The sequence below is a fragment of the Flavobacterium daemonense genome (assembly GCF_007341385.1).
GTDB classification, from domain to species: domain Bacteria; phylum Bacteroidota; class Bacteroidia; order Flavobacteriales; family Flavobacteriaceae; genus Flavobacterium; species Flavobacterium daemonense.
Map to the genome: position 1 here is coordinate 111395 of NZ_VJYD01000004.1, position 20639 is coordinate 132033.

Annotated in this window: 16 protein-coding genes and 1 pseudogene; 8 read left to right on the forward strand and 9 right to left on the reverse strand. The window is 33.1% G+C overall.

The features are described from left to right. Positions 1 to 5: 5 nt before the first annotated feature. From FND99_RS06735 to FND99_RS06745, 3 genes are all read right to left on the reverse strand, one after another. Positions 6 to 2387 carry a TonB-dependent receptor domain-containing protein gene (locus FND99_RS06735; protein WP_144337206.1) on the reverse strand — a complete coding sequence of 794 codons (2382 nt, stop codon included), beginning with the start codon at positions 2385 to 2387 and terminating at the stop codon, positions 6 to 8. A gap of 152 nt (positions 2388 to 2539) precedes the next feature. Next, the gene (locus FND99_RS06740) at positions 2540 to 3685 is read right to left on the reverse strand and encodes a helix-turn-helix domain-containing protein (protein ID WP_144337207.1); all 1146 of its coding nucleotides are present in this window, start codon (positions 3683 to 3685) and stop codon (positions 2540 to 2542) included. A gap of 55 nt (positions 3686 to 3740) precedes the next feature. Next, the gene (locus tag FND99_RS06745; protein ID WP_144337208.1) at positions 3741 to 4883 is read right to left on the reverse strand and encodes a helix-turn-helix domain-containing protein; all 1143 of its coding nucleotides are present in this window, start codon (positions 4881 to 4883) and stop codon (positions 3741 to 3743) included. A 168-nt stretch (positions 4884 to 5051) separates the two neighbouring features. On the opposite strand from FND99_RS06745, the gene murQ reads away from it, so the two are divergent. From murQ to FND99_RS06780, 7 genes are all read left to right on the forward strand, one after another. Continuing rightward, positions 5052 to 5864 (forward strand): N-acetylmuramic acid 6-phosphate etherase, encoded by an 813-nt coding sequence (murQ, locus tag FND99_RS06750; RefSeq protein WP_144337209.1) that lies wholly within the window; start codon positions 5052 to 5054, stop codon positions 5862 to 5864. Between the two features lie 163 nt (positions 5865 to 6027). Beyond that, entirely contained in the window at positions 6028 to 6249 is a 222-nt protein-coding gene (locus tag FND99_RS06755) for a DUF6095 family protein (protein WP_144337210.1), read from the forward strand. 70 nt (positions 6250 to 6319) lie between these two features. After that, positions 6320 to 6892, forward strand: a complete 573-nt coding sequence (locus FND99_RS06760) for a pentapeptide repeat-containing protein (RefSeq protein ID WP_144337211.1) — start codon at positions 6320 to 6322, stop codon at positions 6890 to 6892. A gap of 80 nt (positions 6893 to 6972) precedes the next feature. Beyond that, positions 6973 to 7548: a DUF1572 family protein gene (locus tag FND99_RS06765; protein ID WP_144337212.1), complete on the forward strand. Its 576-nt coding sequence runs from the start codon at positions 6973 to 6975 to the stop codon at positions 7546 to 7548. 292 nt (positions 7549 to 7840) lie between these two features. Further along, a complete protein-coding gene (locus tag FND99_RS06770; RefSeq protein WP_144337213.1) occupies positions 7841 to 8212 on the forward strand; it encodes a DNA topoisomerase IV in 372 nt (123 codons plus the stop codon). Positions 8213 to 8381: 169 nt separating this feature from the next. Continuing rightward, positions 8382 to 10304, forward strand: a complete 1923-nt coding sequence (locus tag FND99_RS06775; protein WP_144337214.1) for a DUF294 nucleotidyltransferase-like domain-containing protein — start codon at positions 8382 to 8384, stop codon at positions 10302 to 10304. A gap of 2 nt (positions 10305 to 10306) precedes the next feature. Beyond that, complete coding sequence (locus FND99_RS06780) at positions 10307 to 10933, forward strand: 3'-5' exonuclease (protein WP_144337215.1); 627 nt, start codon at positions 10307 to 10309, stop codon at positions 10931 to 10933. Positions 10934 to 10968: 35 nt separating this feature from the next. Here FND99_RS06780 and FND99_RS06785 read toward each other — a convergent pair whose 3' ends face one another. Next, on the reverse strand, positions 10969 to 11616 hold the full coding sequence (locus tag FND99_RS06785; protein ID WP_246074187.1) for a hypothetical protein: 648 nt from the start codon (positions 11614 to 11616) through the stop codon (positions 10969 to 10971). Between the two features lie 23 nt (positions 11617 to 11639). Here FND99_RS06785 and FND99_RS06790 point away from each other — a divergent pair. Next, positions 11640 to 12302: pseudogene (locus FND99_RS06790) on the forward strand (AAA family ATPase); the annotation flags it as partial. Positions 12303 to 12358: 56 nt separating this feature from the next. Here FND99_RS06790 and FND99_RS06795 read toward each other — a convergent pair. From FND99_RS06795 to FND99_RS06815, 5 genes are all read right to left on the reverse strand, one after another. Further along, the gene (locus FND99_RS06795) at positions 12359 to 15079 is read right to left on the reverse strand and encodes a DNA gyrase/topoisomerase IV subunit A (RefSeq protein WP_144337216.1); all 2721 of its coding nucleotides are present in this window, start codon (positions 15077 to 15079) and stop codon (positions 12359 to 12361) included. A gap of 22 nt (positions 15080 to 15101) precedes the next feature. Continuing rightward, entirely contained in the window at positions 15102 to 16205 is a 1104-nt protein-coding gene (locus FND99_RS06800; RefSeq protein WP_144337217.1) for a PDDEXK nuclease domain-containing protein, read from the reverse strand. 17 nt (positions 16206 to 16222) lie between these two features. Next, positions 16223 to 18091, reverse strand: coding sequence for a DNA topoisomerase IV subunit B (locus tag FND99_RS06805; protein WP_144337218.1), 1869 nt, complete (start codon positions 18089 to 18091; stop codon positions 16223 to 16225). Positions 18092 to 18423: 332 nt separating this feature from the next. Continuing rightward, positions 18424 to 19599 carry a nicotinate phosphoribosyltransferase gene (pncB, locus tag FND99_RS06810; RefSeq protein WP_144337219.1) on the reverse strand — a complete coding sequence of 392 codons (1176 nt, stop codon included), beginning with the start codon at positions 19597 to 19599 and terminating at the stop codon, positions 18424 to 18426. Positions 19600 to 19692: 93 nt separating this feature from the next. Beyond that, positions 19693 to 20616: a transglutaminase domain-containing protein gene (locus FND99_RS06815; RefSeq protein ID WP_246074188.1), complete on the reverse strand. Its 924-nt coding sequence runs from the start codon at positions 20614 to 20616 to the stop codon at positions 19693 to 19695. Between the last annotated feature and the right edge of the window lie 23 nt (positions 20617 to 20639).

Sequence of the window (20639 nt, forward strand, 5' to 3'; positions counted from 1 at the left end):
AACAATTAATTCGCCCTCTTCTTTTCCTCCTGATTTCCAAAAGCGCGTTCTTTTACGTTGATTTTTTTGTTTCCAAAATTATAAACCACAGACAAACGTACAAATCGGTTACTCTCATTATTACTATATACTTGTTTTACACCATTTACAACCGAAGTAAAACCTTTTAAATAAGATGTATTAAAAATATCGTTTGCTAAAAATGCAATTTGAAGCGATTTATCTAATAGATCTTGTTTAAATCCAATATCAAAACTCGAAGCATATCCTACTTTATACAAACCACTTTCATAAGGCGTAGAATATGAAAAATCAATCTGAAGTTTTGTGTTTTTTCCTAAAGTAAAAGTATTATTGGTCGAAAAATCAATTTGCAAGCTATTTGATGGAGTTGCATTTATATCTTTAATAAATTCGGTTTTTGCACCCAAAAAGTATAACGAATTTTCACTTGACCACCAATCTGCAAAAGTAGCTGAATACGTTTCTCCAAGACTATAATTTAAACTTTTAAAATAATTTTCGCGTGTAACAATCTGCGTATTAGTTTCTGGATCGGACGTAAATAAAACACCGTAGCCATTTGTAATTGCATTTACAGAAACACTCGTTCTCAAAACTTCTTTATAAGAATGTGCAAACTCAAAATTATCGCTAAAGGAAGGTTGTAAAAACGGATTTCCTTCTGAATAACTATTACTGCTTATATAAATTCTAAACGGATTCAATAAATCAAAACGCGGTCTGTTGATTCTCTTCCCATAATTCAAACTAAAAGTATTGTTGTCATTTTTCTTGTAAGATGCAAAAACCGTTGGAAACAATTTCAAATAATTGTTGACCGTTTCCTGATTTAAAGTTGCAGAAAAACCATTTGTCTGCGTATTTTCTAATCTTAATCCAACTTGAAGATTCCATTTCTCGTTGATTTTTTTATCTCCATTAACATAAACTGCCTGATTATTTTCGGTGTATTTAAATTGGTTTGACTGCAAAGGATCTAATTCCGGAGTTCCAGTGATTGCGTTGTAATACAGCACATCACTTATACTGTTTGTAAAACTCATTTTTGCACCATACGATAAATTCAGTGCTTGAAACGGATGTTCCATATCAGCCTTAAAACTCCAATTGTCAATATCCTGATTCGAGATATTTCTTCCTGATTGATTCACACCAACAAAACTTCCATCTGCTAAATAATCATTTGCAATAAACTCGCGATCAAATTTTGAATTGTAATTAAAGTAATCGACATCAAAAGATAATTTTCGGTTCAAAGAATCGAGTTTTGTTATCACATGTGCATTATACGTTAAACTTCCCGATGATCTGTCTGCATAACTATTATTGACTGTATAATTTTTCAATTGATTATCAGTATTATATCTGTCTATTACAATATCCGATTGAAAATCAGGGTTACTTCTGTCGTTTATAAACTGAAAACCTGCCGTTGTTTTTTCTGAAAAATCATAATCTAAGGCTAGTTTCCCTGATAGATTTTCATTTTTAAATTTTGTCACAGCTTGCAAATTAGAAATTCCGTCCTCAAAATATACTTTAGAAATTTCTTCTATGTTTTTATATCCTGTTTTTCCATTAACACTTGCAGAAAAACGGAACTTATTTTTGTTGTAAAAGAAATTATCTCTCAAAGTAAAAATTCCATACTTATTTTGCTCATACGAAGTTGTAGCGGTATTTTTCCAAGAATCACGAGCACCTTTTTTCATGATAATATTTATTAATCCGCCAGTTCCTTCTGCTTCATATTTTGCTGGCGGATTGCTTATAATTTCAATATTTTTAATATCACTTGCCGATATTGATTTCAAGAAATTATTCAATTCTTCACCCGTTAGCTCAATAATTCTTCCATCGATCATAACGCGAGAAGTTCCTTTTCCTAATATATTGATCACATTATTTTGTACCACAACGCCTGGTGCTGTATTGATGGCGCTTAAAGCGTCTCCAGCAACGTTTGTTACATTATTTTCTAGATTATAAACCAAACGATCTGTTTTCTGTTCGATTGTTTTCTTTTTTGACTGAACCACAACTTCTACTAACTGTGTTTCGCTTTCCTTTAAAACAATAATTCCTAGATCAGTGTCTTTTTCTACGGAGATTTCTTTTTCGAAATCACTAAATCCCAAAAGACTTATTCCAATTTTATAATTTCCTTTCTTAAGATTAATTTCAAAACTACCGTCTTGTTTACTTGTTGTTCCGTCAATAATTTTTCCGTCTGAATTTGAAATTGAAACATCAGCCCATTCTAAAGGTGATTTTTCGCTTGAAACTTTTCCTTTTAATTGAAATGATTGTGCTAAACAAAATAATGGCAATACTAAAAAGATAAGGAGGTTTAATTTTTTCATGGTTTCTAATTTTAACTTGTTCGATTAATTTGAAGCAAAGTTGCCTTAGAAAATCTTCCTGTGCGACCGACAAAAAAAGTCGAACCATTTTCTGTTTAAGAAATTGGTTCGACTTTATTGCACCTGAAGTACGACTTTTTACAAAGCCTTTATTATGAAGCGTTTCGGTATGCCGTTGGCGTTAAATTAGTGTACTTTTTAAAATACGTATTAAATGATGATTTTGAATTAAAACCCACTTCGTACAAAATTTCCAGAACGGTCAAATCATTTTTCAAAGGATTTTTTAAAATACTCATGGCTTTTTGAATGCGATATTCGTTCACAAAATCAAAAAAATGCTGATCGATATGATGATTAATCAAAATGGATAAATCCCGAACGGGAATATTTATTTGGTTTGAAAGCTCCTGAATAGTAAGCGAAGGATCAAGAAAAGGTTCTTTTTCTGTCATATATTGTTTCAGCAAAGCAATTTGAGTCGAAATTGTTTCATTTTGATTTTCTTTTACTTCAACAATATTTTCATCTTGATGAACAATATCTCTAGCTAATTGCAATTTTGAATCGATTCCTCTAAAAAGTTCTGGATGATTCAGTGCCTTTAAAACAAACCAACAGGTTATTGATAGGACAAAAAACTGCATTATTAAATTTGCCCAAATCCATAATGTTTCAAGATCAACAAATCGTAAAACATTTTTAGCTATCGATAAATAATATAGAACAAAAAGCACCGTCGATATTTGAAACAACCATTTAAAAATAGAGGTTTTAGGATTGGCGTAATTCTCCTGATAAAGCGCTTTATACTTTTTTAAAACCAAGAATACAGCAACGCTATAAACAACAATTTGCACACTTAACATCAACTGGAAACCGTACAATTCAGGCATTTGAGCTCGATGTTCATAAAATGTCATTTTTTCTGAATTGTTTAAAAAATACAATCGGGACAGAAAAACTGCATTTGTAATTAGAAATGGAAGAGCGTGAAGCAAATGTTTAGCTTTTAATCGAAAACCAGCAAAACAAACTGATATTATGTACAGATAGAAAGTCGGAATTATCAAAGCGCAAATGCTCCATCTGAAAAATTCGAAATTAAAATGGCTTTTGATGAAATCTTCATTTATAAAAATTCCGATATTATCAATTGCAAAAAATAACAAGTAGCAAGCAAATAGGCGGTTTGCTAATTTGTTTTCGGTTTTTACGGTAAATAGAAAAAATGCCAGTAAAAAGGAAACAAAAACCGACATTCCGCTCAAAATACTTAAAAGACTAGCTATATCCATTGTTTTTTCCGGTTATTTAACAAATATAACTATTTTAGTTTTTGAGCACAATTAGCTATGAAGCGTTTCTAAAAGCGGTTGGTGTTAAATTTGTATATTTTTTGAAGGAAGTATTAAACGAAGATTTGGAGTTAAAACCAACTTCATATAAAATTTCCAAAACTGTAAGCTGACTTTTAGACTCGTCTTTCAAAATGTCCATTGCTTTTTGGATACGATATTCATTTACAAAATCAAAAAAATGCTGATCCATTTTATGATTAATCAAAACAGACAAATCTCGAACTGGAATATCAATTTGATTGGCCAATTCCTGAATAGTGAGCGACGGATCTAGAAAAGGTTCTTTCTCCTTCATATATTGTTTTAATGCCAGTATTTGTTCAGAAACTAAATGATTTTCAACAGTTGTCGATGGCTCTTTTTCTTCAATTTCCGGCAAAATATCTTTTGTTAGTTTTAATCTAGAGTTAATTCCTCTAAAAAGTTCTGGATGATTTAATGCTTTCATTACAAACCAGCATATTACAGATAAAGCCATAATCACCATAAGAACATTACCCCAAAGAAAAGTATCTCTGGAAGCCGTATAACGCAACAAATTCTTTGAAGCTGTAATTGAATGCATTACAACAAAAACACAATTCATTTGAAAAAGCCATTTGTACGTAGAAGCACTCGGATTTGTATAGTTTTCGAGATAGATTTTCTTGTATTTTCTTAAAATCAAAAATATGCTGACAATATAAAACCAATATTGACATTCGATTAAAATCTGAAAAAAATACACTTCAGGCATATTACTGAAATTCGCTAAAAATTGTTGTTTCTCAAAACCTGATTTTAAATAAAATCTAGGCGTCAAAACTAAATTCATTACGACAAATGGAGTTGTATATACTAAATGTTTCCATTTTAATCGAAAATCAGAATAACAGACTGCCAAAACGTACAAGTAAATCAAAGGCATTTCTAGCAAACAAAATGTGCTTCTCAAAATCGTCAAGTAAACGAATTCAGCTGGAAATGAAAAATCAAGAAGACCACTGAAATCAATAGCTGAAAAAGTTATGAAACAAGCGAATAATCGATTTGCTAATTTATTTTCTGTTTTTACAGTAAGTAAAAAAAGTGCCAGCAGTAACGAAATAAAAACAGCAATACGAGCAACGCCATCCAAAAAAACTAACTTATCCATCTATCTTTTTAATGTTTTAACAAATATAATATTTTAGTTCTTTTAACAAAGATGTAACAAAGTATTCACGTCAGACTAAACAAAACCTTAAATCTTTGTGAGTTTGTGCAACAAATTTCGAGATTGAGAGAAAAAAGATTAATTTTGATCCGTCTAAACAATGATAAAATGACATTTACCAAAACTACTGAACAAGCATCAAAGTATGAACATTTAGAGAAAATGTCTGTTCATGAATTATTATCAAATATTAACCAAGAAGACAAAACCGTTCCTTATGCGGTCGAAAAAGCATTGCCTCAAATAGAAGCTTTGATTCCGCAAATAGTTGCTAAACTAAAATTAGGAGGCAGATTGTTTTATATTGGAGCCGGAACCTCAGGCCGACTTGGTGTGGTTGATGCTTCAGAATGTCCGCCAACATTTGGCGTTCCTTTTGATTTAGTTAACGGAATTATTGCCGGTGGCGACACTGCAATTCGCCGTGCAGTAGAAAATGCGGAAGACAGTACCACAAACGCGTGGATTGATCTTCAAAAATATAAAATTGACTCTAATGATGTAGTAATTGGTATTGCTGCATCAGGGACAACTCCATATGTTATCAGTGGTTTAGAAGCTTGTAATCAAAATAATATTATTACAGGCTGCATTACCTGTAATGCAGGAAGCCCATTGGCATTGACAGCTCAATTTCCTATTGAAGTGGTTGTAGGACCAGAATTTATAACTGGTAGTTCTAGGATGAAAGCTGGAACGGCTCAAAAACTGGTTTTAAACATGATTTCGACTGCAGCGATGATTCAGCTTGGAAAAGTGAGAGGAAATAAAATGGTCGATATGCAATTGAGCAATGTAAAACTGGTAGATCGAGGCGTTAAAATGATTATGGAAGAAATTCCTGTTTCGTATGACGAAGCTTCAGAATTATTAAAAAAATACGGCAGCGTGAGAAATGCCGTTGACAATTATAATAAGTAAAAGGTTTTTATACATACTGTTTGTCATTTCGAGGGACGAGAAATCACACTCGTAAATCGACAAAGATGGGCTATGTACTTTGCGGAATTTCTAGTGTGATTTCTCGTCCCTCGAAATAACAAAAAAACTTGAAACCTGAAACAAAAAAACTGAAACAAAAAAAATGGCAACAAATAAACAATTACTAGGGAAAGGAATTAAATACATGACTGGTGCATTGCCTTTAATGTTTATTGGTCCATCAATGATTTATAATGCTTTTATGAATCAGCATACAAACTGGCATTATTTGGTTTTAGGAATTGGAATTGTGGCTTGTTTGAGTTCTATGGTTTTGATTTTTTTAGGACTGAAAATCATTATGAAAGGCTTGTTTAATGACTAATGTTTAGCTGTTAAGTTTAATATTAAAGCCTTTAAAAAAAACAAAAACTTATTTTTATCCAACATTAAAGATGGAAGACATAATTCACATTCAGAAAACATTCGAGAAGGTTATTTACATCGACAAAAAAATAAACAATCGAGAGTTTGAAGATTGTGTTTTTAAAAACTGTGACTTCTCAAACAGTAATTTTAATTCCAATTCATTTTTAGACTGCGAATTTATTGACTGCAACTTATCGATGACAAGTTTGGCGGGAACAAGCCTAAAAAATATCACTTTTAGAAACTGCAAGCTTCTTGGAATCGCTTTTAATGAATGTGACGATTTTTTATTTCAAGTTCATTTTGAGGAATGTACTTTGGATTATGCTATATTTTCGAACAAAAAAATGCCAAAAACCAAGTTTATCAATTCATCAGTTCGCGAAGTGACTTTTATTGGAACTAATCTAACAAGTTCTGTTTTTGACAATTGCAATCTTGAAGGCGCTATATTTAATGAAACTCAATTAGCAGGAGTTAATTTTAAAACAGCCTACAATTATAAAATCGATCCCGAATTTAATCCGATGCGAAAAGCACAATTCTCAAATGATGGAATTGTTGGGCTTTTAGATAAATATGATATTAAAATCGTTTAATTTTTAGCCACGAATTCACGAATTTTTAAGATCAAAACTATAATAGTTACTGAATTTATACCAAATAATAATTCAAGCTTATGAAAACTGATGAATCTTATTTAGAGAGTGTAAAAAAGCAATTTTTATATTATAAAACACTTGGCGAAAAGGCTATAAATCAATTAGAACCTGAACAGCTTTTTGTTGAAACCAATGATGACACGAACAGTATTGCGACGATTATAAAACACATTTCAGGCAATATGCTTTCGCGCTGGACGGATTTTTTAACTTCTGATGGAGAGAAAGAATGGCGAAACCGTGACGCTGAATTTGAAAATGATTTGCAATCGAAAGAAGAAGTTTTAGAAATCTGGAACAAAGGCTGGAATTGTCTAGAAAATGCGTTGGAAAGCTTAAAACCTGAACAGCTTTCAGATATTATTTATATTCGAAATGAAGGTCATACGGTTATTGAAGCCATAAACAGACAATTGGCACATTATCCATATCATATCGGGCAGATTGTTTTTTATGCCAAACAATTGAAAAACAGCGAATGGAACAGCTTGTCGATTCCGAAGAATAAATCGGGAAATTATAATGCTGAAAAGTTTGCCAAAGAAAAAGAAATTAAGAACTTTACTGACGATGAATTAAAACGATTGAAGTGATAGAATTTCATTCTGATTTAGGCGGACTTTGTTATTGGATTTTGATTAAATTCTGCCGAACAAAATTATCAGATGAGCAAGCTGATAAAAACCGAAGACGAAATTTGTTTTTTCTTTGCTTCATCAATATTATTTTTGCCCTTATTATTCTACTAGTTCTAATTTATCCGGAATATTTATAGCCCTGATTGTCCCGAAGCTTCGGGAGAAATCCTTTTTGTTTTTTCTTTAAAAGCAAAAAGATTGTAATGAAAAGCAGGAATAAGCTCCTAAAAAAACAACATAATTTAAAATGAAAAAAATACTATTCCTTCTTCCGTTGATTGCATTAGCATCGTGTTACAATGCCGAACACAACTGCACAGATTTTAAAAATGGGAAATTCAAGTTTGAAACTGAAGTAAACGGCGTAAAAAAAACGACTTTCTTTGAACGCAAAGACAGTATTGAAATCGAAACTTTTGAAAGAAAAACGGATACTGCAACCGTGCGCTGGGTTAGCGACTGCGAATATGTTTTGCAGAAAAAACACCCAAAAAATATGGCCGAAGAAAAAGCAATCAGTATGAAAATCTTAACAACTTCTAAAGATTCTTATACGTTTGAATATGGCTTGGTTGGTTCTGAAGAAAAACAACGTGGCAAGGTTTTCAAAGTTGAGTAAAAAGTCAAAGTCCCAGATTGGGGCTTTTTTTATGCTACGAAGCCACAAAGTCAAATTCTTTTACCATTCAACAAAACTTTGGCACTTTGCTCCTTTGTTCCTAAAAAAGAAACGTGTTTATTTTACGTTTATGTTTTTAAATAGTATTTTAGAACTTTAATCTAACCAAATGAAAAATACCATTTCACAGCGAGTTGCCGACTTTTTAAAGGATTTTCCTCCCTTTAATTTTTTACATAAAATGGATTTGGAAAAACTTTCTGAGCAGATTTCTATCGTTTACAAAGAAAAAGATGCTGTGATTTTTGCCGAAAACGATAAAACTCATGATTCGTTCTATGTTGTTCATAAAGGGGCGGTTGCACTTAAAAAAAGCACAAAAAATACGGTTTTAGACATGTGTGATGAAGGCGATATTTTTGGACTGCGTCCGCTTTTGGCACAGGAAAATTATATCATGGAAGCTGTGGCGCATGAAGAAAGCATTTTATATGCAATTCCGATTGCGGTTTTTAAACCTTACGCGCTTGAAAATAGAAATATTGGTAATTTCTTGATCGAAAGTTATGCTTCGAACACCAGAAATCCGTACTCAGACATTCATAAAGATAAATTGTATGGCGATGACGATTTATTGAATGAAAACAGGCATTCTAATAACGATTCTTTTGATCTAACGCCGATAAAATATTCAAAAAAGATTGTGACTTGCAGTCCTTCGACAACCGCAAAAGAGGTTGCCAAAATCATGAACAAGAAAAAAGTTGGGGCAATTTTAATTGTGGACGAAATGCTCCCAATTGGTATTTTGACGGATAAAGATCTTCGAAATAAAATTGTTACCGGCGATTATTCGATCATGACAACTGCTGAAACCATTATGACGAAACCGGTTATCACGTATCCTAAAAAAATGACGGTTACCGAAGCACAAATGGCAATGATGAAGAGCAATATCAGCCATTTATGTTTAACTAAAGATGGTACTGTCAACACAAAAGCGGTTGGAATTTTATCCAAACATGATGTAATGGTTGCGTTAGGAAATAATCCGGCGGTTTTGATTAAAGCATTAAAAAGAGCGAAGAAAACAAAGGAAATAAAACCAATAAGAAACAGAATCATGCAATTGCTTCAGGGATATTTAGACCAAAATATCCCGATGACGCTGATTTCTAAAATCATAACTGAGCTAAATGAAGCTTGTACCACCCGTGTAATCGAAATTTGTTTGGAAAAAATGAGCAGTCCGCCTCCAGTGAAATTTGCATGGCTGGCGCTTGGAAGTCAAGGAAGAGGTGAACAAATGTTGCATACTGATCAGGATAATGCAATTGTTTATGAAAATGTTTCGGAAGTTTTTAAGGATGAAACGAAAATCTATTTTTTAAAGTTTGCTTCTCTTGTGAACAAAGGACTTTTTGATATTGGCTACGATTATTGTCCTGCCGAAATGATGGCTTCTAGTCCAAAATGGTGCATGAGCTTGGACGAATGGAAGAGCCAGGTACATCATTGGATTACAAATCCGGGGAAAAACGAAGTTCTGCTTTCTTTCATTTTCTTTGATTACAGCAAAACGTATGGCGATTCTGAAATTGTTAGTCAACTATCTGATTCTATTTTTGAAAACGTAAAAGCAAATCCGATTTTTTATATGCATTTAGTAAGTGGTGCATTGCAAAGCCCCTCTCCTACGGGTTTCTTTAGACAATTTTTAGTTGAGCAAGATGGCGCCAACAAAGATAATTTCGACATTAAACGACGTGCATTGATGCCACTTACTGATGCCGCCCGAGTTTTGATTTTATCACATTCCGTTAAATCAATCAGCAATACCGCGGAAAGATTCGAAAAATTAGCCGAATTGGAACCTAATAACAGAGAATTGTATTTGTCATGTTCCTACTCATTCAAAGCTTTGTTGAAATTTAGAACCAAACAAGGGCTTTTACATCATGATTCTGGTCAGTTTATTGCTTTGGAAACATTGTCTAAAATGGAAAAAATTAAATTAAAGCGAACTTTTAAAACTATAAAAGAACTTCAGGAATTAATTTCTGTTCGTTTTAACGTTTCAAATCTGGTATAATCATGAGTTTATTTAATTTTTTCAAAAAAGAAGAGAATCTTTTTGATGAAAGTGTTACGATCGAAAACACCCGATTTGTTGTTTTAGACACAGAAACCACAGGATTTGATTATGAAAATGATCGTATTTTATGCATTGGTGCTCTTGTTTTACAAAACGGAATCATTGCGATCCAAAATAGTTTTGAAGTGTACGTTAAACAAGATCACTACGACAAGTCAACAGCTCAAATTCATGGAATTTTAAAAGCTTTTGTTGTTCAGCGCCCAACAGAATTAGAGGCTTTAGAACAATTTTTATCTTTTCTTGGCGATGCTGTCATTATTGCACATCATACTGTTTTTGATGTTACAATGATTAATAAAGCTCTTGAAAGAAATGGTTTGCCTGAATTGACCAACAAAAGATTAGATACAGCGATTTTATATAAAAAGACACTAATCAAATCGCATTTGTTTGAGCGAAAAGATCATTATACTTTAGACGATCTAGCGGATAAATTTGATATTTCTAAAAAAGACAGACACACGGCTTTGGGCGATGCTTATATAACCGCAATTGCTTTCTTGAAAATTATAAAAAAGCTGAAAGAGAAAAAAGAGATTAATTTGAATTCTCTTTTTAAATAGAAAACTTGGCCGGTAAAAGCCAAGTTTTTCATTTTCTAATTATCGATAAATAAGCGATACGGAAATACATTTGATGATCGACTTTTCAAATTTTTCATAAAACTGTCACACAAATAATCCCATTCTGAATTTGACAAATGCTTTTTTTCTTCTGAATTTGTCTTTATAAAAATATCCACCGTTCGGCTGAAACCGGCTTTTACAGAAATTTCTTTTCGCGTTCCTTTTTCAATTTTAATTTCTTCAATTGAATTTTTAAAATGATTAAATCCAAATGCTTTGATGTCGGCAAAAGTTACAATTCTACCTCTTGTCAGCAGTGCATTTCTATATGCCAGAATTCGATCTTTATTATTTTGTTTGTTTAATCCTCCAACAGTATTGGTCATTAAGGTGACCGTTTTGCTAATAAAAAATAAATCATTTTTAGATTCTAAAACAGTTCCTGCCTTAATATCGTTGCCTTCTTCCGCACAAGTTGACCAATAATTTATTACAAATGTATTTTCTGTACTTTTATCAATTTTAGGTTTAATCATTAAATACGGATCATTATTTTTTAAAAAGCTGCTTTCTTTAGCTTGTTGATCAACAGAAGCTAATAATTGATTAATCTGTACGAGTGAAGTATTCATAAATTCCTTACCAACGCCCGCAAATGATGAACTTTCATCCTTTATCAAATCAAGTACATTTTGAAGCAACTCATGGTGCGCCTCCCGGATATGTAGGTTATGAAGAAGGCGGACTCTTGGTAAACAAAATCAGACAAAAGCCATATTCCATTGTTTTATTTGATGAAATTGAAAAAGCGCATCCATCTGTTTTTGATGTTTTTCTGCAAATTATGGACGAAGGAAAACTTCATGATCGTTTAGGAAAGGAAGGTGATTTTTCGAATGCAATTATTCTTTTTACTTCAAATATTGGCGCAGATCATATTGTTAATACTTTCAATCTAGGTAAAATTCCAAATTCAAGTTCATTAATGGAAATCATGGGAAATTATTTTCGTCCAGAGTTTTTAGGGCGTTTAACTGAAATCGTACCTTTTGCTCCTATCAGTAAGGAAAATGCGCTAAAAATATTTGAAATTCATCTGAAAAAAGAATTTACCGATTTATTGAAAAACATCAATATTCAAGTTGATATTCCGATGGAAGCAAAACTATATCTTGCTGAAAATGGATATAATGCTAAATATGGTGCAAGACCTATAAAAAGCATTATCAGAAGTCATTTAAGAAGACCATTGGCAAAAAAAATAATCTCTGGAGAAATTAAAGATGGCGACATTATTTCTGTCCATATTGAAAATAATGAAATAAAATGGATCAAAGAAGAAGTTGCTTCTTTATCTAAAAATTAGATTTTCAAACACAAAAAAAAAACGCTAAGAAATAAATCTTAGCGTTTTTTATTCTATTATTCTAAAACCAAACCAATTTGACCATCGTCATCTAATTCTGTTTCTACAGAATCATCCTCTGATATTTCTGGTTTTTCAGGAACTTCCTCAACTGGTTCTTCGTACGGAAGCGGTTCCAGCAAATTAACTTGTTTTAGTTTATCGGTTGTCAACTGATTTCCTAAAGCTTTAAATCCTTTTACAGCTATAAAATCCTCGACATCAATATGCAAATCATCTTTTTGAACACCTTTAACTTTGGCAAAAACCAATTGTGCAACTGGTCGATAATCTGTTGATACAATTTCTAATTGCGAATTCGGGTGGTCTGTGATAAAGCTTTCTTCCTTGCCTTCATTTTCAACAAGAAAACGTTTCAAGAAATAACGCTCTTTTTCTCCATCATAATAAATCGCTGAAATTGGTTTTTTAGGTTTCCATTTTTCCAAAACAATCATATCTTCTTCAAAATGAGTAGATAATTCCGGAATAATAACCTTTAATTTTCCACTTTGACTGATTACCAGAATTTTATCGCTAGGTTTAAACTCGCCCAGCAATTCTCCTCTTGCGTCAACATTCAAACGTTTTACCGTATCATCAAACCAAACTTTTCTCGGCAATAAAGTCGAAATCCCTTTTTCTTTTAATTCGATTTTCTTGATTGGGTATTTGGTAACCAAATTACCTTTTGATGCACGACCTTTAATAGCCAGTTTTGCAAAATCAATATCAAATTTCAATTTCTTAATTGTCCCAACCTGACGCAATAAAATGGTGACAACCTCAGCTTCTCCATTTGGATTGTGTGAAAAATAAACCACTTGAGAACCATTTGTACCGTTAGTCAGATCGTAAGCTTTATCGCGCGTTACTCCAGTAACATTAAAACGTTTTATATACGAAGGACCCGATTTCCCATCACGGTACATCATATTGTAAATAGTACGTTTATCGTTTTTATCGAAAACTGCGGCGTGTATAATGTCTTTTCCAATAAAAGTTTTGGCATCTACTTTTGTTATCATTAATGTTCCATCTCGCAAAAACACGATAACATCATCAATATCAGAACAATCACCTACATATTCGTCTTTCTTTAAACTCGTTCCAACAAAACCTTCTTCGCGGTTTACGTATAATTTTGTGTTACGTAAAACCACTTTTGTAGCTTCAACGTTATCAAAAACACGAAGTTCTGTTTGACGTTCGCGGCCTTTTCCGTATTTCTCTTTTAATTTGGTAAAATAAGTAATCGCAAAATCTGTTAGATGCTCCAAATTATGCTCAACTTCTTTCATTTCATCTTCTAACTTAGCAATTAAATCATCAGCTTTATCAGAGTCGAAACGTGTAATACGAATCATCGGAATTTGAGTCAAACGTTGTAAATCATCGTCATTAATTTCTCTGACAAATGACTTTTTGAAAGGCTCAAAACGATCGTATAAATATTTATAAAGCGATTCTCTGTCTCCGTACAATTTGAAGTCAATATACATTTCTTCACGAATGAATATTTTTTCTAAAGTTGAGAAATGCCACTTATTTTTTAATTCTTCTAACTGAATTTCTAATTCCTGACGAAGTAAATCGACCGTTCTGTGCGTTGAAATTTTCAACATTTCAGAAACTCCAATAAACAACGGCTTATTGTCTTCAATAACACAACCTAAAGGCGCAACGGATGTTTCGCAAGCCGTGAATGCAAACAATGCGTCGATTGTTTTATCTGGAGAAACTCCTGGAAAAAGGTGAATTAAAATCTCAACGTCAGCAGCGGTGTTGTCTTCAATTTTCTTGATTTTGATTTTTCCCTTATCATTGGCTTTCAAAATACTGTCAATTAAACTCGATGTATTGGTAGAAAACGGAATCTGCGTAATAACCAAAGTATTTTTGTCTAATTGCGAAATTTTAGCACGCACACGCACACGTCCGCCACGCATTCCGTCATTGTAATTAGAAACATCGGCAATACCCTGCGTCATAAAATCAGGATAAAGCGTAAACGACTTTCCTTTTAAAATTTTAATCGAAGCATCAATTAATTCATTGAAGTTATGCGGTAAAACTTTTGTTGACAGACCTACCGCAATACCTTCTGCTCCTTGAGCCAAAAGCAATGGAAATTTTACTGGGAGATTGTTTGGTTCTGCACGACGACCATCGTACGAAACGCCCCAATCGGTGATTTTTGGAGAATATAAAACCTCTAAAGCAAATTTAGATAAACGTGCCTCAATATAACGCGAAGCCGCTGCTCCGTCACCCGTTAAAATATTTCCCCAGTTTCCTTGACAGTCAATCAATAAGTCTTTTTGACCAATTTGCACCATAGCGTCACCAATACTCGCATCTCCGTGTGGGTGATACTGCATTGTGTGACCTACAACATTGGCAACTTTGTTATAACGACCATCATCCAACTCTTTTAAAGAGTGCATAATACGACGCTGAACAGGTTTGAATCCGTCCTCGATAGCAGGAACTGCACGTTCCAGAATTACATACGAAGCATAATCCAAAAACCAGTCCTTGTACATTCCCGTTACTTTGGTAATAACGTCCTCGCCTTCTTCTTCCTGATTTTCGTAAAAATGCTGTCCTTCAAAATGCTTAGCATCTACATCGATAATCTCATCGTCATCTCCATCCTGATTGTCATCCATCAGGTTTTCATCTTGATTATTCTCGTCGTCGTTTGGAATTATGTTATCGTCTTCTTCGTCTTTCATTTAATTATATCTAATTATAATTTTATTTGTTTTCTAGAAGTTCTTTTAAAACTTCAACACTTGGTAAAACGGTTTTATATTTACTTGCAAAAATCTGTTCATTATTTTCTGGCAAAGTATATTTTACTACAGCTTCACTTTTATTTTGACAAAGTACAATTCCGATAGTTTTATTCTCATCTTCCAATCGCATTTCTCTGTCGTAATAGTTCACATACATTTGCATTTGACCTAAATCTTGATGTTTTAATTCTCCGATTTTAAGGTCGATAAGTACAAAACATTTCAATATCCTATTATAAAAAACCAAATCAATTCTAAAATGTTTATCATCAAAAGTAATTCTTTGCTGTCTCCCAACAAATGTAAAACCATGACCTAATTCTAATAAGAAATGTTCTAATTTATTAATTATTTCTTCTTCTAATTGCGATTCTGAATATTGATGTAGTTCTGGTAATCCTAAAAATTCAAGTATATAAGGATCTTTAATTAAATCTTTTGGCTTTTCAATAATTTGACCTTTTTCCGAAAGTTCTAGAACTCCTTCTTTATCTCTGCTTAAAGCTAATCTTGCGTAAAGTGCAGTATCATACTGGCGTTTTAATTCACGGACGCTCCAATTATTTTTTTCAGATTCTATTTTGTAAAAGCGCCTTTCTTTTTCATCATCAATTCTCATTAAAAAAATATAATGACTAAAACTCAATTTAAAAAATGAAGATAAAGTTTGATAATCTAGTTTATTGAATTCCGCAGACACTGACTGCGTTTTTTGAGATTCGAATTCCGCAGTCACCGACTGTATTTTTTGAATTTCCAAAATCCTAGACAATGTCTCGGATTTTGAGAAAGTCAAAAAGAGCTTCCTCATATTTTCCAAATTATCAATAGAAAAGCCTCTCCCAAATTCTTTTGTTAATTGTTTAGAAAGCGTCTTTAGCAGTTGCTTTCCATATCCTGCACGATCTTTCCCATTTTGCTCTTCTTCAACAATAATTCTACCAATTTCAAAATAAGTAATTGTCATTGTTGAATTTACAGTACGCAAAACCTGTTGTCGGGCATTTTGCAATAACTCGACAACTTGTTGGAAAATAACTTTATTTTGCAGACCGTCTGGCACTTTTTTTTATTTAAATTTTAAGCTTCCTCAAGCTCATCAATCTCAACTTTCAAGTTCTTGATAATAAACTCTTGTCTATCTGGTGTGTTTTTCCCCATATAGAAAGACAATAACTGCTCGATTGAAGTATGTTTATCCATCATAACCGGATCAAGGCGAATCGTATCTCCAATAAAGTTCTTGAACTCATCTGGCGAAATTTCTCCCAAACCTTTAAATCGAGTGATTTCTGGTTTTGGTTTTAATTTTTCGATGGCGTCTTTTCTTTCTTCTTCAGAATAACAGTAAATGGTTTCTTTTTTGTTTCGAACCCTGAAAAGCGGTGTTTGCAAAATATACAAATGCCCTTCTTTGATTAATTCTGGGAAAAACTGCAAAAAGAACGTTATTAAAAGCAGACGAATGTGCATTCCATCGACATCGGCATCAGTTGCGATTACGATGTTGTTATAACGTAGTTTCTCTAATCCGTCTTCGATATCAAGCGCTGCCTGCAATAAGTTGAATTCTTCATTTTCATACACAATTTTCTTCGTCATTCCGTATGAATTCAAAGGCTTACCACGTAAACTGAAAACGGCTTGCGTATTTACGTCACGCGACTTTGTAATCGATCCAGAAGCCGAATCTCCCTCGGTAATAAAAAGCGTACTTTCTAAGTTTCTTGGGTTTTTGGTATCAGGAAGATGCGCCCTGCAATCTCTTAATTTTTTATTGTGAAGATTGGCTTTTTTAGCGCGATCTGTAGCCAGTTTTCTAATTCCTGATAATTCTTTACGCTCGCGTTCTGCTTGAAGAATTTTACGCAATAAAGCCTCAGCAGTTGCTGGGTTTTTATGCAGATAATTATCCAGTTTTGTTTTGATAAAATCGTTTACGAAAGTACGAACAGAAACTGCAGGTGTTCCATCATCAGAACCCATATCTGTAGAACCTAATTTTGTTTTAGTCTGAGACTCAAAAACCGGTTCCATTACTTTAATACTAATTGCACTTACAATCGATTTACGAACGTCTGATGCTTCGAAATTCTTATTGTAAAACTCACGAATCGTTTTTACAACGGCTTCACGGTAAGCAGCTAAGTGCGTTCCTCCTTGTGTTGTATTTTGACCATTTACAAAAGAGTGGTATTCTTCACTATATTGCGTTTTACTGTGCGTAAGCGCAACTTCGATATCGTGCTCTTTTAAGTGGATAATTGGGTATTCTAAATCTTCTTCGCTGATTGTTTCTTCTAACAAATCACGAAGTCCGTTTTCTGAATAATATTTTTCTCCGTTGAAAATAATTGTCAAACCATTGTTCAAATAACAATAGTTTTTGACCATTTTGATTACATATTCTAAACGGAATTTATAGTTTTTGAAAATCGTTTCGTCTGGCGTAAAAGTTACTTTTGTTCCCTTACGTTTTGTAGTTTCAACGATATCTTCTTCTGAAACTAAATTTCCTGCAGAAAACTCTGCGGCTTTTTGTTTGTCTTCACGAACCGATTCTACTCTAAAATAATTAGAAAGTGCATTAACTGCTTTTGTTCCGACACCGTTCAAACCAACTGATTTTTGGAAAGCTTTTGAATCGTACTTTCCACCCGTATTCATTTTCGAAACTACGTCAACGACTTTTCCTAACGGAATTCCACGTCCGTAATCACGAACCGAAACCGTTTTATCTTTGATAGTCACTTCAATAGTTTTTCCAGAGCCCATAACGAACTCATCGATACAGTTATCTAAAACCTCTTTTAATAAAATATAAATACCATCATCTGGTGAAGAACCGTCTCCAAGTTTTCCGATATACATTCCCGGACGCATACGGATATGTTCTTTCCAATCGAGTGATCGGATATTATCTTCGGTATATTGATTTTGCTCTAGCATAAGGTGAATTGGATTTTTGGCTAATGTACCATTTATCGGCAAAAAATGAAAGCGTATTTTTTCTTTTGTTACGAATAATAACAGTTTTTAAATCTATTTAAATTGATTTAAAAAAAATATGACTGTTAAAAATATAAAAAAGAAGCGATGAAACAAAAAAAACTATTTAACACATAGAAACATAGATTGTATATCTTTAAAAAGAGTGTATAAAAGAAACGAGTTTCTTAACACATAGCTATGTTTATTATTATAAGTGAAAAGCCTCTTATAAGTTTACAATGCTTAAGCTTCGGGACTATGTTTTTATGTGTTAAAAATTGTATGCTCTACTATTTGATTCCGAGCACTTCTTTTGCCAACGCAATCATTTCGGGCGTTCCCGTGTTTTTATTTTTTTCGTCCGAAAGTTTTACAACGCCTTGCCAATGTGTGTTATCGGGTTTTGTGTCGGTTAATTTTATAACCATATTCATCGCCGGAAGTCCAACATCATTAGTGAAATTTGTTCCAATTCCGAAAGACATTTTTATTTTGTCTTGGCAGAAATCAACTATCGTTTTTACTTTGTCATAATTCAAGGAATCTGAAAAAACGATCACTTTTGATTTTGGGTCGATTCCCATTTTATTGTAATGCGAAATCACTTTTTTAGCAAACTCAATCGGATCACCACTATCATGTCTCACACCGTCGAAAAGTTTAGAATATTTTTTATCAAATTGATTGAAGAATATTTCGGTCGTATAAGTATCTGTCAGAGCAATTCCGAGGTCACCGCCATAAACATTTGTCCAGTTTTCGAGACTTATAAAATTGGCTACTTGAAAACCATATTGTGCTGCATGAAACATAAACCATTCGTGCGCGTGAGTTCCTAACGGGCGTTTGTTATTGAGCATAGCAAAATGCACATTGCTGGTTCCTATAAAGCTTTGTCCACCAAAAGTTCTTAACGTTTCATTGATCAAATCATGCACATCATAAGAATGACGGCGTCTTGTACCAAATTCTAAAATTGAAACACCGAGTTTGTTGTAATTATCTATTTTTTCTTTTGTCAGACTCTTTATAGCATCATCATTTAGTCGGATCAAATGATTTGATTTGTAAAAAAGTTCCGAAATCAAAGCCATTAAAGGCACTTCCCACAAAATGGTTCTGTACCAAAATCCTTCAACGGTAACTTTTATTTCTGAACCTTCTTGACTGATTTGAACTTCAGACGGATCATAACTATAACCTTGCAGAAAATCTAAATAAGTAGGATCAAGATAAGGACAATAATGCGCCAAATAACTTTTTTCTTCATTTGTTAGACGAAGATCAGCCATTGCATCAACCGATTTTCGGAGTAAATCTGCAAAACCTTCCGGAAAAACATGCTTGCCCCGATTTATAAATCCATAACGCACTTTTGCCTTTGGAAAAAGCTTAATAACAGCGTGCTGCATCGTGAATTTATAGAAATCATTGTCTAAGATTGATTTCAGAAAAGTTGTTTCCATGGCATTATAATTCAAATCCTGAATTGCTAAGATACGTCAATTCAGCAAAAGAAGGAAATTTCATTAATCAAGATATTCAGGGATCTTGAATCACTAAATAATTTTAAAAGAAACAATACTATTCGTGTCGATAAAAATCGTAATGTACTCGCCTACATTATTATCATAAAGAATCTGAAATTCTAAACCTCCGTGTTTTTCTTTTGGATTCTGAACTTTTACAGCTTTATTATATTTATTCAGATAAAAAACCTGATTTGATTTTGAAACGTTTTTGATTTGGAAAGTAATTTTATCGCCTTTTTTAGCATCGATTATACCTGATTCTGGCTCTTGAATTTTATAATCATTTTCGATTGTTTTATTATAAATTAAAGGTCCGTTGAGAAAATCTTCCTTGCTTAATCTTTGACCTAAAAAAGAACCCGAATCTGGAAAATGTTTGGCAAAGAAATAATTAGGATCTGTGTCAAAATAAATAGGCGAAAAATCAGCTACCATTCGGCCTTTACTGCTGTCGTAATAGCCTTGCCCCCACGTAACGTCAACCAAACGCCATTTTTTATCAATCAAAACCATATTCCACGCATGGTTTGAGGAAGTTGTTATACGACCAATATCTCGTACTGAAATTTTTGAATCGCCACGAATAATCTCGCATTTCATTCCCATCAACGAAGCCAAATGCTGATACAAAGCTGTGAAGCCTTCGCAGACCGCTTTTTGGGAATTAAAAGTTTTTTGGATAAGATTATCATTGATCTGTTTTATTTTTCTTTGTTTTTCTGCCTCGCTTGAATAACTGAAGCCCTGCGTTTTTGGCGGATGCAAAAACACATTAAAATCGTATTTTATATTAAAAGCCATCCAACTGTAAATCGCTCGCGCTCGTTCGTAGTCAGAATCGAAATCATCTTCAATTCTTTCGGCTAATTTTTCAGTTGAAGCAAAGTTTTTTGGATATTTGGCAACGATTTTATCGACATCATTGATTTTTTGTGCGAAAGTACAATTCAAAAAAATACTATTCAGCAAAAGGA

Excerpts from the sequence above, each read along its gene's own strand:
- FND99_RS06735 (WP_144337206.1), bottom strand. The coding sequence starts at position 2,387 with ATGAAAAAATTAAACCTCCTTATCTTTTTAGTATTGCCATTATTTTGT.
- FND99_RS06740 (WP_144337207.1), bottom strand. The coding sequence starts at position 3,685 with ATGGATATAGCTAGTCTTTTAAGTATTTTGAGCGGAATGTCGGTTTTT.
- FND99_RS06745 (WP_144337208.1), bottom strand. The coding sequence starts at position 4,883 with ATGGATAAGTTAGTTTTTTTGGATGGCGTTGCTCGTATTGCTGTTTTT.
- murQ (WP_144337209.1), top strand. The coding sequence starts at position 5,052 with ATGACATTTACCAAAACTACTGAACAAGCATCAAAGTATGAACATTTA.
- FND99_RS06755 (WP_144337210.1), top strand. The coding sequence starts at position 6,028 with ATGGCAACAAATAAACAATTACTAGGGAAAGGAATTAAATACATGACT.
- FND99_RS06760 (WP_144337211.1), top strand. The coding sequence starts at position 6,320 with ATGGAAGACATAATTCACATTCAGAAAACATTCGAGAAGGTTATTTAC.
- FND99_RS06765 (WP_144337212.1), top strand. The coding sequence starts at position 6,973 with ATGAAAACTGATGAATCTTATTTAGAGAGTGTAAAAAAGCAATTTTTA.
- FND99_RS06770 (WP_144337213.1), top strand. The coding sequence starts at position 7,841 with ATGAAAAAAATACTATTCCTTCTTCCGTTGATTGCATTAGCATCGTGT.
- FND99_RS06775 (WP_144337214.1), top strand. The coding sequence starts at position 8,382 with ATGAAAAATACCATTTCACAGCGAGTTGCCGACTTTTTAAAGGATTTT.
- FND99_RS06780 (WP_144337215.1), top strand. The coding sequence starts at position 10,307 with ATGAGTTTATTTAATTTTTTCAAAAAAGAAGAGAATCTTTTTGATGAA.
- FND99_RS06795 (WP_144337216.1), bottom strand. The coding sequence starts at position 15,079 with ATGAAAGACGAAGAAGACGATAACATAATTCCAAACGACGACGAGAAT.
- FND99_RS06805 (WP_144337218.1), bottom strand. The coding sequence starts at position 18,091 with ATGCTAGAGCAAAATCAATATACCGAAGATAATATCCGATCACTCGAT.
- pncB (WP_144337219.1), bottom strand. The coding sequence starts at position 19,599 with ATGGAAACAACTTTTCTGAAATCAATCTTAGACAATGATTTCTATAAA.